Consider the following 13,831-nt stretch of genomic DNA (forward strand, 5'->3'; position numbering starts at 1 on the left):
GCCCGCATGCGACTGTCCACTGTGGAAACCCGGGCCCGGTTCGCGGCGGCGCGGGTGGCTCGGCTGGCCACAGTGGACGGTCGCGGGGTCCCGCATCTGGTGCCGGTGACGTTCGCGGTGCGCGGCGACACGGTCGTGTTCGCGGTCGACCACAAGCCGAAGACCACGACTTCGTTGCGGCGGCTGGCGAATATCGCGGAGAACCCGGCGGTGTCGTTCCTGGTCGACGAGTACGACGAGGACTGGTCGCGGTTGTGGTGGGCCCGCGCGGACGGGGTGGCACGGGTGATCGCCGACGCTTCGCGGGATTCGTATGTCGAGTGGCTCGCAGTGAAGTACCCGCAGTACGCGGAGCGGCCTCCGGAGCACTCGGTGGTCGTCACCGAGGTGCGGGCCTGGCGGGGCTGGGCGGGTTCGTAACACTGGACCGGAGTCCGGCGATCTTTCTCCCGTAATGGGGAGGATCATGCGTATTGCGCTCGCGGTGACCGGTCTTGTCCTGCTGCTCGCGGGGTGCGCGGCGGAAACTCCGGCAGCGGCTCCGGCGCCGAGCGCGGACCCGCCGTCCAGTTCGGCAGTCAGTTCTGTGCCGGTGTCCGCTTCGGCTTCGGCTGCTCCGGTCGCGAAAGACCTCACGAAGTATCTGCCGAGCGATGAGCAATTGTCCGCGGCCCGGGTCCGCATCCAGCGGCGCCGGACGCCCGTCTCCCCCGGCGCTTCGCTGCGTGTCGTGCGGGCGTGCGGCGCGGACCAGCCGTGGGATTCCGCCGCGCAGAACGGGGCGCAGGCGGTGTCCGTGACCGATCAGATGCAGATCGGCGAACTGCTCGCCGAGTACCGGGGGTTCTCCGGCGAACAGGTCGTTTCCGGTCTCCGTACCGCGCTGGACTGCGGGAACGCGGTGGTCGAAGGACGGCGGCTGGCGGTGAAGTCGCGGTTTTCGTTCCCCGGGGTCGACGACCCGCACCTCGGTTTCTGCGGTCAGTTCAACGCGCGAGTGGCCGGGTGCGTCCTCGTGTTCGCACACGGCAACCGCGTGCTCGCGCTCACCGCCGCAGGCTGGCTCGCGACCGCCGAGGACCAGCAAGCCGAACTGAAGCGGCTGGCCCCGACCTTCACCGCCGCGTTCGACCAGGATTGACGAGCCGTGCGGAAGAGAACCACGCTGCTGGGGCTTGTCCTGCTTGCCGGGGGCTGCGCGAGCGCCCCTTCCCCCGCGTCGTCCCCCGCGGACGACCTCACCAGATACCTGCCTGACGAGAACCAGTTGAGGGCCGCGGGCGCCAAGCAGAAACAGGCGCCGTCTTCCTTCGCCCTCAAGTGGATCACGCCCCTGCACGTCGTGGCGCCGTGCAAGGGCGAGATGCCGTGGGAATCCGCTCTGCGGAACAACACGCAGGCTTCTGCCAGCGCCGGAGAACTGGACGTCTGGCAACTGGCAGCCGTCTACCAGGGCTATTCCGGCGAGCAGATGGTCGCCGTCCTCGACAAGGCGCTGGGCTGCGGCGAGAACGCCTCCTCGACCACCCGGTTCTCCGTACCCGGTCTCGCCGACCGGCAGCTCGGGTTCTGCCGCCGGTTCCGGGAGCCCAGGTTGTCCAGCTGCGTCGTGGTGCTCGCCCGCGGCGACCGGCTGCTCGCGGTCCGGATCGGCAGCACCAGCGCGGAAGCGCCGCCGCTGCGGGCGAAGCTGAGGCAGCTGGCCCCGACCTTCGCCGCGGCGTTCGACAAGGACTGACAGTGGCGAAGCGGCGTTACGTGGCCCGCGGCGTGCCCGACGGGTACCGGATCTGGGACAACCGTGCGCGCCGCTGGTGGGGCGATCATTACCAGCGCTGCCCGGACGACCTGGTCGCCGCGCTCAACGGCGGCGCGGACTACGCGACCCTCACCGCGCTGATCAACCGCTACCGCGCGGCGAAGCGCTGAACTCAGCGGGTCGGCGCCAGATCGCCGAAGTACCCGGTCCGCCACAGGATCCGGGTCCGAACTTCGGCGATGCGCCAGCCGTCCCCGGTCTGGCTCAGGCCGGCGGTGACCACGCCGCCCGCGGTGAACGCGCGGTCTTCCATCCGCACGGTGACCGGACGGTCTTTCCACAGGTGGATCGCGACGAGGTTCGCCCGCACCTCGGCGGCGGCGCCGTCGAGGTCGACGTCGTGGCCGGTGAGCAGGTGCTGGCTCGCCTCGAAGCGGGCGAAGCTGCGGGCGTGGCTGTCGGCGATGTCGGCCGGTCCGGAGATCTCCGCGCCGTTGGGGCGCACGATCTTCCCGTCCGGCGCGAAGACGCGGCGGAATCGCGCGGCGTCGAACTGCTGCTCGTCGACGGCGCGGTAGTAGCTGTTGAAGGTGCGGATGATCCGGGACGTGGCGAGCAAGGCGTCGAGTTCGTGGTCCTGCACCGGCTTCTCCCCTCGGGGTTCCGCTGCCATCGTCCCGCGCCGGGCGGCCGTGGCATCATGCTGTGACGGCGGTCGCACTCCCGGTGCGGGCCGGGCGGGGGGCGTTTTGGGGTGTGCGATCGCGGCCGTGATCGTCGTGGTGCTGATCGCCGCGGCTGCCGACAGCGATGTCGACCACGCGGTGACCGGCGGGTTCAACGTCGTCGTCTGGATCGCGTTGATCGGCGGCGGGCTCTGGCTGGCGTCGAAGGCGTACGAGAAGAACAAGACGACGGTCGCGGCGAACGCCAAGTCCGCCAAGGACAAAACCCTTGGCGAGCGGTCCTCGCGGGCGGCCGAATGGCAGCGGGCGACCCGGGAGGCGAAGCTGCCGGCGGCCCGGCATCCGGGGCCGTTGAAGCTGTCGCTGGACGGCACGGTGCGCGAAGCCGTGTCCGGGGCCGACCGCGCCCGGCGGACGATCCGCGAGGTGATCGCGGCGATCCCGGTCCGCGTCTCCGAGGAAGCCCGCGCCCACGCGAAGGTGCTGAGCCCGCCGGCCGAGCGGCTGTGCGAACCGGGGCGGTACTTCCAGGAAGAGGAGGACTGGGGCCGCTTCAACGTCTGGTGGGGTCCCGAGCGCACCGGCACCCGCCTGACCCGCGAGGCCGCCAGCCAGGTCAAGGACATGCTCGCGTGGGCCGCCGCCCGCCGGAATCTGGTGTCGGACGTCCATCCCGGAGCCGAGCGGCTGCTGGCCGCGCTCACCGGCGAGCTGGCCCAGCGCTTCCGGGACAGCGTGCACACCCGCTACGGGCGGGCCGACGACGGCGCGGGGATCGCGGTCCTCCCGCCCGGCGAATGGGAAACCCTGCTCGGCGACCTGCACGCCGCGCTCGTCGCGGTCGCGGACGGGCTGGCCGCGCTCCCCCGGCCCAAGCTGCTTCCGCTCATGCACCGGCCCAAGGAGGCCCGGTTCAAGGAGCACGTGTCGGGCGAGGCGATGGAGCAGGACCTCCGGGAGTTCCTCGCGAACGCCGCCAAGCTGCGGGAGAGGGCGCTCACCGGGTCGTGGCCCGCGAAGTTCCGCGCCGGCTGGCGGTTGGACGGCGGGGTGCTGGACGGGTTCGTGACCGAGGAGATCCGCCGCCGGCTGGCCAAGGGCGCCGAAGGGTTCCAGCGGGTCGCGCGGTGGAACACCGACCAGCTCAGCGCCGGGAGCTTCGCCCGCGTTTATCTGGCTTACGTCACCATCGCTCTCGACTACCTGACGGAGGTGCTCGGCAACATGGCCGACTACAAACGGGATTCCGCGCCGCAGTCCGGCCACCGCATCGAAATCGGCGGCGACGTGACGCACAGCAACTTCGTCCTCAACAGCACGGTCCGGGACATCACGACCGTGCTCGCCCCGGTCGCCGGCCGGGACGACCGGCTCGCCGAGGCGATCGAGGCGCTGTCGGCCGCGGTGCGCGAGGATCCGGAGCTGCCGGACGACGAGCGCGAGGAACTTCTCTACCACGTCAAGGACATCGCCGAGGCCGCCGCGGAACCCGGCGAGAAGCAGAAGCGCGGCCGGGCGAAGCTGGCGCTGAGCGCGGTGACCGAGGCCGCCAAGACCGGCGCGCAGCTCGCGCAGACCGTCACCGCCTGGCACGACGTGCTGAGCAAGATGTTCTGACGCCGCGGGGTATCCCGGTCTGGGGCAGGCGGCGGATCCGGCGGTTCGCCAGGATGGTCTGGTGAGCAACGGAAGCAACGAACTCGGCGGTTTCCTGCGCAGCCGTCGCGAGCGGTTGACGCCGGAGGCCGCGGGCATCGCGCCCGGCGGGACCCGGCGCGCGGTTCCCGGGCTGCGCCGGGAGGAACTGGCCGAGCTGGCCGGGGTCAGCGTCAGCTACTACACGCGGCTCGAACAAGGGGCCAGCAGCAGTACCTCGGACGCGGTGATCGACGCGCTGGCCGCGGCGTTGCGGATGGACCCGGCCGAGCACGAGCATCTGCGGGCGCTGGCGGCGCCTCGGCGGGCGGTTCGGCCGGGGCACCGGCGGACGAAGCTCAGGCCCGCGGTGCGGGATTTGCTCGCGGCGATGCCCGCGATGCCCGCCGTGGTGGTCGATCACCGGGCCGATGTCCTGGCGTGGAACCGGCTCGGGCACGCGCTGCTGGCCGGGCATGTCGCGTTCGAGGCGCCGGACGAGCGGATCCGCCCGAACATCGCGCGGATGCTGTTCCTCGACCCGCATCATCGCGCGCTGTACCGGGATTGGGCGGACAAGGCGTCGGTCACCGTCGCGGCGTTGCATCAGGCGGTCGCGCGGCATCGGGACGATCCGGTGCTGGAACAGCTTGTCGGGCGGCTGGCCGTGGAGAGCCCGGAGTTCGCGCGCAGGTGGGCGAAGCGGCCGGTCCGGACCTGTTCGTATTACGTGCGCGAACTCGACCATCCAGTGGTCGGACGTCTGACGCTCGCGAACGAGACGGTCACGCTGCCGGACGACGATCAGCAGCTCGGCCTGTTCTACGCCCTGCCGGACACTCCGGACGCCGACGCGCTCGCGTTGCTGGCCCGAGGTTTTGCGGAACCCGTGGCGAAGGAGAGGGTGCAGTGAGAATTCTTGTGGTCGGCGGCGCCGGGACGATCGGGAAACGACTGGTGCCGGAGCTGCGGTCGCGCGGGCACGAGGTCGTCGTGGCCGCGCGGGCGTCGGGCGAGGTGCGGGTCGATCTGGCCGAGCCGGAGACGATCGCGGCGATGTACCGCGAGGTCGGAGCCGTGGACGCGGTCGTGAGCATCGCCGCGCACGGTGCGCTGGACGAGTTCGCGAAGCTGACGTCGGCGGAGCTGCACGAGAACATGCGCGCGAAGTTCTACGGGCAGGTCGAGCTGGTCCTGCAGGGGCAGCACCACGCGGCGGACGGCGCGTCGTTCACCCTGACGTCCGGGATTTTCGCCGACGAGGCGTGGCCGCACGTCACCGGCGGCGGGGTGATCAGCGGGGCGCTGCACAGTTTCGTGCTCTCGGCGGCGATCGAGCTGCCGCGCGGGATGCGGGTCAACGCGGTCAGCCCGACGATGGTCGGCGATTCGGCGGACGAGTTCGGCGGGCAGTTCCCGGGGATGCGGCCGATTCCGATGGACGAATTGGTGCGGCACTACCTGGACTGTGTCGAAACGGACGGCACGGGGACGGTCGTCCGCGCCTACGCTTGACCCCGTTCGGCAAGACTCTTACCTTTGACCTGCCAGACATCGGATGTACGACGCCGCCGGCCGATGTGCCCCTTTCGTTCCTGTTCGGAAAGGCCACTCCCGTGATGCCGGATTCCCCTGGTTTCCCGCGCCGTACGGCGCTGCGCACGATCGCCGGATCAGCTCTCGCCGTCCCGTTCTTGACCGGTCCGCTGGCGCGTCGCGCGACCGCCGCGAGCCCGTTGTGGCATCCCGATCCGGTGAAGGACGGGCTGAAGGCGTTCGAGGGCGTCGAAGCGGATCGCGGCGGTCTGCACCCAGGCCGCAAGTACGTGGTGGTGGAGGGGAATCACTACCGGTTCAACATCTGGCGCGACGACCGCGACACCACGGGCGGCGGTGATCGGCAGCGGACCGAGACGAAGGGCATGGTGCAGAACGGTTCCGCGCTGAAGATGCACAACGGCGAGACGTGGAAGCTGTCCTACGAGATGTTCGTTCCGGCGAGCCTGCACGGGACGAGCCGGTTCACGCACATCTTCCAGACGAAGACCCCGGCGACGAACGACGGGCCGTGGGTGACGCTCGATCTGGTCCGGGACGGCGGCGTGGAGATGATTTCCGCTCGTGCCTACGCGAATCCGGGTTCCCCGTCGATCGCGGCGGCGAAGCTGGCTCCGTTGCGGGAGAAGTGGATCACCGTCGAGTGGACGCTCACTCCGGGCGATGCGGGCGCGGCGGCGTGCGTGATCCGCAGCGGCGCCGGTGCGGGTGCGCCGATCGCCGCGCAGGGTGCCAAGACCGGGGTGAAGCTGCCGGATCAGGGCGACTACGTGCGGCCGAAGTGGGGGATCTATCGGTCGGTGGAGAGCGATCCGGCGGACATTCTCGACACGTACCTGCTGTTCCGGAACTACCGCGCGGACCGCAGGTAGGGGCTCGTGAGTGTTGGCGCCGGTGAGAACCGGCGCCAACACTCACGACTGCTTCGGGAGGAACTCCTCGTCCTTCGGCTTCTTCCGCCACGCGGCGACGAGCCCGAGCGGGTCGGGGCGCAGCAGGGACGCGGCGGCGTAGAGGCTGACCACGACGACGATCGCGATGAACCACCAGTCGTAGAGCGCCTGCTCCCCCGTCGGGTAGTACACGAGGGTCACGAACACCGAGATCGCCACGATCGCCGACAGGTTCCGCCGTTCCCACGGGAACGCGGAGATCAGCACGAAGCCCCAGGTGAGATACCAGGGCAGAGTCGGCGGCATGAGGATCGCGACGGCCAGCAGGGTGATCGCGGCGCGGTAGACGGCTTCCTTGCCGCCGCCGCGGGCGAGCCACCACTGGCGGACGCCGAACACGACGAGGCCGACCATCGCGATGGCGCGGGCGACGGTGACGAACGGCGAGGGCTGGACGTTGGCGATGAGGTGGACGAGGTTGTAGACCGCCTCGCCGATGCCGCTGGGGAAGTTCAGCCAGTTCGTGATGAGCTGCGGGGCCTTGAGGCCGGACCACCAGCCGAGGTTGAGCGAGCCGAGCGAGACCCAGGTGCCGACGACGAACACCGGCAGGAACAGCCCGACCGACGCGGCCCCGGCCTTGAAGAAGTTCTTCGTCTTCGACGGGCCCTTCATGTCCGCGGCCCACATCCACACCATGAACGGGAGCGCGACGGCGGCGGTCGGCTTGATCAGCATGCCGATGGTGACGAGCACGACCGCGACGACGTGCTTGCGTTCGAGGGCGGCGAGCATGCCGATGGTGAGGAAGCCGAGCATCATCAGGTCGTTGTGCGGGCCGCCGAAGAGGTGGATGACCATCATCGGGCTGGCGACCGCGACCCACAGCGCGACCGGGAGCTTCCCGCCGAGGTGCTTGACGAGCCGCGGCAGCGCCCACAGCGTCATGCCGAGCCCGACGAGCAGGACGAGCCGCGTCAAAATGACGCCGGCGATCATGTGGTCCTGGGTGATCGAGACGATGCCCTTGGAGATCAGCAGGAACAGCGGCCCGTACGGAGCGGGCGTGGTCTGCCACAGCGGGTGCACGTTCTGCACGACGTTCGGCAGCACGGGCAGTTCGGCGGGGCCGTTGGCGTACGGGTCGAGCCCGTAGAGCAGTTGCGCGCCCTGGCCGAGGTAGGAGAAGACGTCGCGGGTGAACAGCGGCGGCGACACGATCAGCGGCGCCATCCAGCACAGCGCGGCGATGAGGATCGGCTTGCTGCCGATGCGCCCGGCGAGCGCGTAGCGGCCGAGCCGGACCCACGCCCACACGACGAGGCCGAAGCCGCTGTAGAGCAGCGCGTTGGCGAGCGCCCGGCCGTGGCCGTAGCGGACCCACGAGAGCGGGCCGTGGCCGAGGACGGGGTCGCGGATGAGGATGCCGCCCGCGCCGAGCGCGGCGAGCATGAGGAGGGCGCTCCCGACCGTGCCCATGGCGATGGTCCGGTAGGGGAAGCGCGAAGGCGTCAGGAACTGCCGGTCGAGACTGCCGGCGTTCGGCTGCGCGTCGTCGATAGTAGTGGCCATTTCGATCCAGAAGATTACCGGGTGCAGTCGGCTGGCCCCGCGCGGGCTCCGGGCGCGGCCGGTTCGGCGCGCGCCCGGAGCGGGCCGCGGTCAGCGGTCGGCCGCGGTCCGCTGCGCGGTGCCGCCGGGGAGCGCCGCGAGCAGCGACTTCGTGTACTCGTGCCGCGGGTCGAGCAGGACTTGTTCGACGGTACCGGTTTCCACGAGCTCGCCGCGGAACATCACCGCGACCCGGTCGGCGATGTTCCAGGCCAGGCCGAGGTCGTGGGTGATGACGAGCGCGGAGAGGCCGAGCCGGCGGCGCAGCCGGAGCAGCAGCGCGAGGATTTCGCCGCGCACGGACGCGTCCAGCGAGGCCACCGGCTCGTCGGCGAGCAGCAGCGAGGGTTCGAGCGCGAGGGCCCCGGCGATGACGACGCGCTGGCGCTGGCCGCCGGACAGCTCGTGCGGGAGCCGGCCGAGGTATTTCTCCGGAGGGCGCAGTTCGGCGGATTCGAGGGCGCTGAGCACGATGTCGCGTTCGTTCGGCAGCCCGTGGATGCGCGGGCCTTCCGCGACCGCCTCGTACACCGTGTGGGCCGGGTTCAGCGCGCTCGTCGGGTCCTGGAGCACGAGCTGGACTTCCCGCCGGTACGCGCGCAGCCCGGCCCCGCCCGACGGCACCGGCTTGCCCGCGTAGCGGACCGTGCCGGAGTCAGGTTTCTGCAGGCCGAGCAGGGTGCGGGCGAGGGTGGTCTTGCCGGAGCCGGACTGGCCGACCAGCGCGACGATCTCGTCCCGGCGGACCTCGAGGTGCACCCCGTCGACCGCGTGGATCCGCTTGCCCTTGCGGTCACGGAACGTGACGTGCAGGTTCTCGGCGGCGAGCAGCGGCGCGTCTTCCTCGGAGCCGGCGCGCTCTTCCGGTTCCGGCGGCAGCGGCGTGGCGGTGGCCGGGGCGTAGCGCGAGACCGGGTCGCCGACCGTCGGGAACGCCGCGGCGAGCGCTTTGCTGTGTTCGTGCCGCGGCGAGGACATCAGCTCGGCGCTGGGGCGTTCCTCGACGAGTTCGCCGTCGTACATCACCGCGATGCGTTCGCAGGTGGCGGCGAGCACGGACAGGTCGTGGCTGATCATGACCAGCCCGATGCCGCGTTCGGCGACGAGTTTCGACAGCACGGACAGCACCTGGGCCTGCACGATGACGTCGAGCGCCGTCGTCGGTTCGTCGGCGATCACCAGCCGCGGTTCGCAGGCCAGCGCCATCGCGATCATCACGCGCTGTTTCTGGCCGCCGGACAGTTCGTGCGGGTACGCGCCCGCCCGCGAGCGCGGCAGGTCGACCTGTTCGAGCAGTTCGGTGACGCGTGCCCGCACCTGCGCCTCGGACGGGGTCTTGCCCTCGGGCGCGTGCAGCCGGATCGGTTCGGCGATCTGCTCGCCGACGCGGCGGACCGGGTTGAGCGCGTGCATCGCGCCCTGGAACACGACCGACGCCTCGGCCCAGCGGACCGCGCGCAGCCGGCCCCAGCGCATCTCGTTGACGTCCTCGCCTTCGAGCAGGACCTCGCCGGTGATCTTCGCGCTGCGCGGCAGGAGCCGGAGCACGCTCATCGCGACGGTGGACTTGCCGGAGCCGGACTCCCCCGCGACGCCGAGCGTGCCGCCCGCGTCGAGCCGGAGGTCCACGCCGCGGACGGCCGGGACGTCGCCGCCGCCGGTGCGGTAGGTGACGCCGAGGTTTTTCAGTTCGAGCAGCGCGGTCACGAGTGCCGTCCTTTGAGCCGCGGGTTGAGCACGGTTTCGAGGCCGCGGCCGACGAGGGTGAACATCAGGACGACGGCCACGATCGCGATGCCCGGCGGGAGCAGGTTCCACCAGGCGCCGCGGGTGACCGCGCCGTTGTTGAGGGCGGTTTCGAGCATGCCGCCCCAGGAGATCGCGGTGGGGTCGCCGACGCCGAGGAACGACAGGGTGGCGTCGGCGATGACCGCGTTGCCGACCACGAGGGTGGTGTTGGCGAGCACGAGCGGGGCGACGCCGGGCAGCACGTGTTTCGTGATGACGTGCAGGTGGCCGCCGCCGAGCGCGCGGGCGCGTTCGATGTAGGGGCGGCTTTCGATGGTGAGCGTCTGCGCGCGGACCAGCCGGGCGGTGCTCGGCCAGGCGGTGACGCCGATGGCGAGCACGATCGTCCAGATCCCGCGCGGCAGCACGGCCGACAGTGCGATCGCGAGCACCAGCGAGGGCAGCACGAGGAAGAAGTCGGTGAACCGCAACAGGATCGCCGACACCCAGCCGCCGAAGTGCGCGGCGGTGATCCCGATGAGGGTGCCGATGAACACGCTGAGCACGGTGGCGCAGAACCCGACGAGCAGCGAGATCCTGGTGCCCCACAACGTCATCAGCAGCACGGAGCGGCCGTCGATGTCGGTGCCGAGCCAGAACTGGCTGTCGGGCGGGCTGAGCGGTGTGCCGGTGACGCGGGTGACGTCGAGCCCGCTCGGGTCGCTGATCAGCGGCAGCGCCAGGGCGAGCAGCACGGTGAGCGCGAGCAGGAAGAGCCCGGCGAGCGCGGCTTTCTGCGTGGCGAATTCGTGCCAGGTGCGGGCGATTCCGGCGCGGCGGCGGCGCCAGGCGATCGCGCGGGCGCTTTCGTTCGCGGTTCCGGTGGCGGCGGTCATGCGGTACGCACCCTCGGGTCGAGCACGCGGTAGAGCAGCTCCGCGAACAGGTTCATCAGGACGACGGCGCCGGCGAGGACGATGAAAACCCCTTGCAACACCGGAAGATCCGGGCCGTGCAGCGCGTCGTAGGTGAGCTGGCCGAGTCCGGGCCAGCTGAACACCGCCTCGACGGTGACCGCGCCGGCGACCACCATGCCGAACTGCATGAAGATCAGCGTCACGGTGGGCAGCAGCGCGTTCGGGACGGCGTGCCGCCGCCGGACGAGGTCGTCGCGCAGGCCTTTGGCGCGGGCGGTGGTGAGGTAGTCGGCGTTCATCTCCCCCAGCAGCGATGAGCGCATGACCAGCATGTACTGCGCGTAGAACACCGCGAGCAGCGTCAGGCACGGCAGGAACAGGTGGTGCAGCACGTCGAGGCTCTGCGCGAGGAATCCGGGCGCGGCGTCGGGCGAGTGCATGCCGCGGCTGGGGAACAGCCCGTTGGTGGCCACGAGCAGCAGCAGGCCGAGCCAGAACTGCGGGACCGACCAGAAGGTCAGCGCGATGCCGGTCTGCGCGCGGTCGAAGAAGCTGTCGCGCTTCCACGCCGCGCGAACGCCCAGCCACAGCCCGAGCGCGACGGCCAGGACGGTCGCGCTGCCGACGAGCAGCACGGTCGGCCACAGCCGTTCGCCGATCATGTCCAGCACCGGGCGGCGTTCGATGTAGGACTCGCCGAAGTCGCCTTGGAACAGGCCGACGAAGTAGTTCCCGAACTGCGCCAGGACGGGCTTGTCGATGCCCAGCCGTTCCCGCAGTTCGGCGATCTGGCCGGGGTCGGTGGGCCGTTCGCGGGCCATGAACGCGACCGGGTCGCCGGGCAGCAGCCGGAACAGGAAGAACCCGAGGACGATCACCAGGAACACGCTGGCCGCGGCTTCGGCGATCTTCGTGAGGACGAACCGGAGGGTCCCGGTCCCGCCCCGGTGCTCGTCGGGGTCGGCGAGCACCGAGGCCTGGTCCGGGGCTAAAGCTTGGCTCACCCGCGGTTCCCCTTCCGCTGGACGGTCCGGGTTCCCCGCACGGACTCGCGCGCCGGGAAGGACTCCTTGCGGGACTTGGATTCCCGCAAGGACTCCTTCCCGGGCCGCCGGGGCGGAGCAGGCGACTGGCGGAACATCGGATTCACTCCCGGTCGTCGGCGGATTTGCCGCGGCGGGACAGCGCGATGCCGCCGCCCACGAGCACGACGAGCGCCACCGCGCCGACGACGATCCACACCGTCGTGCCGGAACCGCTGTCCGAGGACGCGGCCGACGCGTCGGCCGGGACCGCGCCGTACACGCCCCAGTAGGCGGTCTGCTCGAGGATCGAGCCCTCGGGCTGCGGCTGCTTGCCGAACGAGGAGAACTTGTCGGAGCGGTAGGCCTCGAGCGCGTCGTCGTAGTCGTAGACGACGTTCACGGCCTGGCTGTAGAGCCGCGCCTGGGCCTGCTTGACGTAGCCGGCGCGGACGGCCGGCTCGGTTTCGGCGAGCTGCTTGGCGTAGAGGGCGTCGTACTGCGGGTCGCAGAAGAACGTGTCGGTGGTGGCGCCCTTGCCCTCGGCGTTCGGCCGCGCGGCGCAGGTGTGCAGGGCCAGCGAGTAGTCCGGGTCCGGGTTGTTCGCGTAGCCGGAGATCGCGAGGTCGTAGTTGCCCGCGTTGGTGCGGTCGTTCAGCTCGTCGTCGGAGACGAGTTCCTGTTTCACCGAGATGCCGATGTCGTGCAGCCAGCCGGTGATGTACTGGGCGAGCCGCTGGTCGCCCGCGCGGTTCGCGTGTCCGGTGAGCCGCAGTTCGAGGCGGGCGCCGCCGGGCGCGGTGCGGATGCCGTCCTGGCCCTTCGGGTAGCCGGCCGCGTCGAGCGCGGCGTTGGCGGCGGCGAGGTCGAACTTGCGCGCCTCCCCCGGCGCCGGATCCCAGTGGTAGGCCGAGTAGATCGGCGGGATCACGCCGCCGCCGGGCTGGGCGTAGCCGCCCGCGACCTTGTCCACGATCGTCTTCACGTCGATCGACTGGGCGATCGCCTGGCGCAGCCGGATGTCCTTGAGCACCGGGTTGCCGTTGCCGATCGGCTTGTTCTCGGAGTTCTGGACGCCGAAGTTGATGTTGAGCGCGTTGTAGCGGCGGCCGGGGGCCTTGTTCAGCTCGATGTTCGGCTGGCCCTTGAGCGCGTCGAACTGGGTCGGGGTGAGCCGGTTGATCACGTCGACCTCGCCCTGCTTGAGGGCGTTCACCGCGGCCTCGACGTCCTTGAACACCAGCAGCTGCAGCTCGTCGACCTTGGGCGCGCCGCGCCAGTAGTTCTTGTTGGCCTTGAACTTGACGTATTCGTTCTGCTTGTACTCGGTGATCTGGTACGGCCCGTCGTCGACGCCGACGACCGGGATCGTGTCGGTCTTGGGATCGCTCAGGTCCTTGATCTGCGACCACACGTGCTCGGGCACGATCGGGACGTCGAGCAGGGTCATCGACGACTGGACGGTCTTGGTCTTGATCACCAGCGTCGTGTCGTCCGGAGCCTTCACCGATTCGAAGCTCGCGACGTAGTTGCCGTTCGCGGTGCGCGCGGTGGAGTCGGTGAGCATCCGGTTGAAGGTGAACGCGGCGTCCTTCGCGGTGACCGGCTGCCCGTCGGACCACTTCGCGCCCTTGCGGATCTTGAAGGTCCAGGTCAGCTTGTCCGGCGAGGTCGTCCACGATTCGGCGAGCGCCGGGGCGGGCTCGGCCTTGTCCTGCGACGGGATCGTCAGGAACTCGTAGATGAACCGGCCGACCTGGGTCGACGCGGCGAGCCCGGCGGTGAACGGGTTCAAGTGGTCGATACCAGTGGTCAACGCGACCCGCAGCACCTTCGGCTGCCCCTGCTGTTGTGCCGCTTGTGCCGTCGCAGTGCCCGCCAGCGGCAGAATCGCCAGCGTTCCTGCCATCACGACACCGAAAACGCGGCGCAACCCGTGCCGCCTGTGCTTATTTCGCACTTGAGAACCACCCCATCGTCAATCCCCGACCCCAGAGACGAAAAGTAACCACATACGGCGGGA

Annotated in this window: 14 protein-coding genes; 8 read left to right on the forward strand and 6 right to left on the reverse strand. The window is 70.4% G+C overall.

The annotated features are described in order from the left end of the window. Positions 1 to 6 precede the first annotated feature (6 nt). Genes L3Q65_RS13965 through L3Q65_RS13980 form a run of 4 tightly spaced genes read left to right on the forward strand, consistent with a single transcriptional unit; the run spans position 7 to position 1,929 of the window. Complete coding sequence (locus L3Q65_RS13965; protein WP_182889237.1) at positions 7 to 420, forward strand: TIGR03668 family PPOX class F420-dependent oxidoreductase; 414 nt, start codon at positions 7 to 9, stop codon at positions 418 to 420. Positions 421 to 466: 46 nt separating this feature from the next. Further along, entirely contained in the window at positions 467 to 1,141 is a 675-nt protein-coding gene (locus tag L3Q65_RS13970) for a hypothetical protein (protein WP_237599905.1), read from the forward strand. Positions 1,142 to 1,147: 6 nt separating this feature from the next. Then, positions 1,148 to 1,738: a hypothetical protein gene (locus tag L3Q65_RS13975; RefSeq protein ID WP_182889235.1), complete on the forward strand. Its 591-nt coding sequence runs from the start codon at positions 1,148 to 1,150 to the stop codon at positions 1,736 to 1,738. A 2-nt stretch (positions 1,739 to 1,740) separates the two neighbouring features. Further along, a complete protein-coding gene (locus L3Q65_RS13980) occupies positions 1,741 to 1,929 on the forward strand; it encodes a hypothetical protein (RefSeq protein ID WP_182889234.1) in 189 nt (62 codons plus the stop codon). A gap of 2 nt (positions 1,930 to 1,931) precedes the next feature. Here the strand turns inward: L3Q65_RS13980 and L3Q65_RS13985 are convergent, their stop codons facing one another. Beyond that, positions 1,932 to 2,402 (reverse strand): nuclear transport factor 2 family protein, encoded by a 471-nt coding sequence (locus tag L3Q65_RS13985; protein ID WP_182889233.1) that lies wholly within the window; start codon positions 2,400 to 2,402, stop codon positions 1,932 to 1,934. A gap of 127 nt (positions 2,403 to 2,529) precedes the next feature. Between L3Q65_RS13985 and L3Q65_RS13990 the strand changes: the two genes are divergently transcribed. From L3Q65_RS13990 to L3Q65_RS14005, 4 genes are all read left to right on the forward strand, one after another. Continuing rightward, positions 2,530 to 4,062, forward strand: coding sequence for a hypothetical protein (locus tag L3Q65_RS13990; RefSeq protein WP_237599906.1), 1,533 nt, complete (start codon positions 2,530 to 2,532; stop codon positions 4,060 to 4,062). A gap of 61 nt (positions 4,063 to 4,123) precedes the next feature. Beyond that, positions 4,124 to 4,993: a helix-turn-helix domain-containing protein gene (locus L3Q65_RS13995; RefSeq protein ID WP_237599907.1), complete on the forward strand. Its 870-nt coding sequence runs from the start codon at positions 4,124 to 4,126 to the stop codon at positions 4,991 to 4,993. Beyond that, complete coding sequence (locus L3Q65_RS14000) at positions 4,990 to 5,595, forward strand: short chain dehydrogenase (protein WP_182889230.1); 606 nt, start codon at positions 4,990 to 4,992, stop codon at positions 5,593 to 5,595. The genes L3Q65_RS13995 and L3Q65_RS14000 overlap by 4 nt, the downstream gene beginning before the upstream one ends. Positions 5,596 to 5,699: 104 nt before the next feature. Beyond that, positions 5,700 to 6,509, forward strand: coding sequence for a hypothetical protein (locus L3Q65_RS14005; protein WP_237599908.1), 810 nt, complete (start codon positions 5,700 to 5,702; stop codon positions 6,507 to 6,509). Between the two features lie 42 nt (positions 6,510 to 6,551). On the opposite strand, the gene mptB is transcribed toward L3Q65_RS14005, so the two are convergent. The 5 genes from mptB to L3Q65_RS14030 form a co-directional block, all read right to left on the reverse strand. After that, on the reverse strand, positions 6,552 to 8,102 hold the full coding sequence (gene mptB / locus L3Q65_RS14010; protein ID WP_237599909.1) for a polyprenol phosphomannose-dependent alpha 1,6 mannosyltransferase MptB: 1,551 nt from the start codon (positions 8,100 to 8,102) through the stop codon (positions 6,552 to 6,554). 90 nt (positions 8,103 to 8,192) lie between these two features. Then, entirely contained in the window at positions 8,193 to 9,848 is a 1,656-nt protein-coding gene (locus L3Q65_RS14015) for an ABC transporter ATP-binding protein (RefSeq protein WP_182889227.1), read from the reverse strand. After that, a complete protein-coding gene (locus tag L3Q65_RS14020) occupies positions 9,845 to 10,765 on the reverse strand; it encodes an ABC transporter permease (RefSeq protein WP_182889226.1) in 921 nt (306 codons plus the stop codon). Before L3Q65_RS14020 ends, L3Q65_RS14015 begins: the two co-directional genes overlap by 4 nt. Next, the gene (locus tag L3Q65_RS14025; RefSeq protein WP_182889225.1) at positions 10,762 to 11,790 is read right to left on the reverse strand and encodes an ABC transporter permease; all 1,029 of its coding nucleotides are present in this window, start codon (positions 11,788 to 11,790) and stop codon (positions 10,762 to 10,764) included. Before L3Q65_RS14025 ends, L3Q65_RS14020 begins: the two co-directional genes overlap by 4 nt. A gap of 142 nt (positions 11,791 to 11,932) precedes the next feature. Continuing rightward, on the reverse strand, positions 11,933 to 13,717 hold the full coding sequence (locus L3Q65_RS14030) for an ABC transporter substrate-binding protein (RefSeq protein ID WP_237599910.1): 1,785 nt from the start codon (positions 13,715 to 13,717) through the stop codon (positions 11,933 to 11,935). Positions 13,718 to 13,831 lie beyond the last annotated feature (114 nt).

It is taken from the genome of Amycolatopsis sp. FU40, from assembly GCF_021903635.1.
Classification (GTDB): domain Bacteria; phylum Actinomycetota; class Actinomycetes; order Mycobacteriales; family Pseudonocardiaceae; genus Amycolatopsis; species Amycolatopsis dendrobii.

What these genes read in the sequence shown, in the direction of transcription:
- L3Q65_RS13965 (WP_182889237.1), top strand. Translation starts at nt 7, where the DNA reads ATGCGACTGTCCACTGTGGAAACCCGGGCCCGGTTCGCGGCGGCGCGG.
- L3Q65_RS13970 (WP_237599905.1), top strand. Translation starts at nt 467, where the DNA reads ATGCGTATTGCGCTCGCGGTGACCGGTCTTGTCCTGCTGCTCGCGGGG.
- L3Q65_RS14005 (WP_237599908.1), top strand. Translation starts at nt 5,700, where the DNA reads ATGCCGGATTCCCCTGGTTTCCCGCGCCGTACGGCGCTGCGCACGATC.
- mptB (WP_237599909.1), bottom strand. Translation starts at nt 8,102, where the DNA reads ATGGCCACTACTATCGACGACGCGCAGCCGAACGCCGGCAGTCTCGAC.
- L3Q65_RS14020 (WP_182889226.1), bottom strand. Translation starts at nt 10,765, where the DNA reads ATGACCGCCGCCACCGGAACCGCGAACGAAAGCGCCCGCGCGATCGCC.
- L3Q65_RS14030 (WP_237599910.1), bottom strand. Translation starts at nt 13,717, where the DNA reads ATGGCAGGAACGCTGGCGATTCTGCCGCTGGCGGGCACTGCGACGGCA.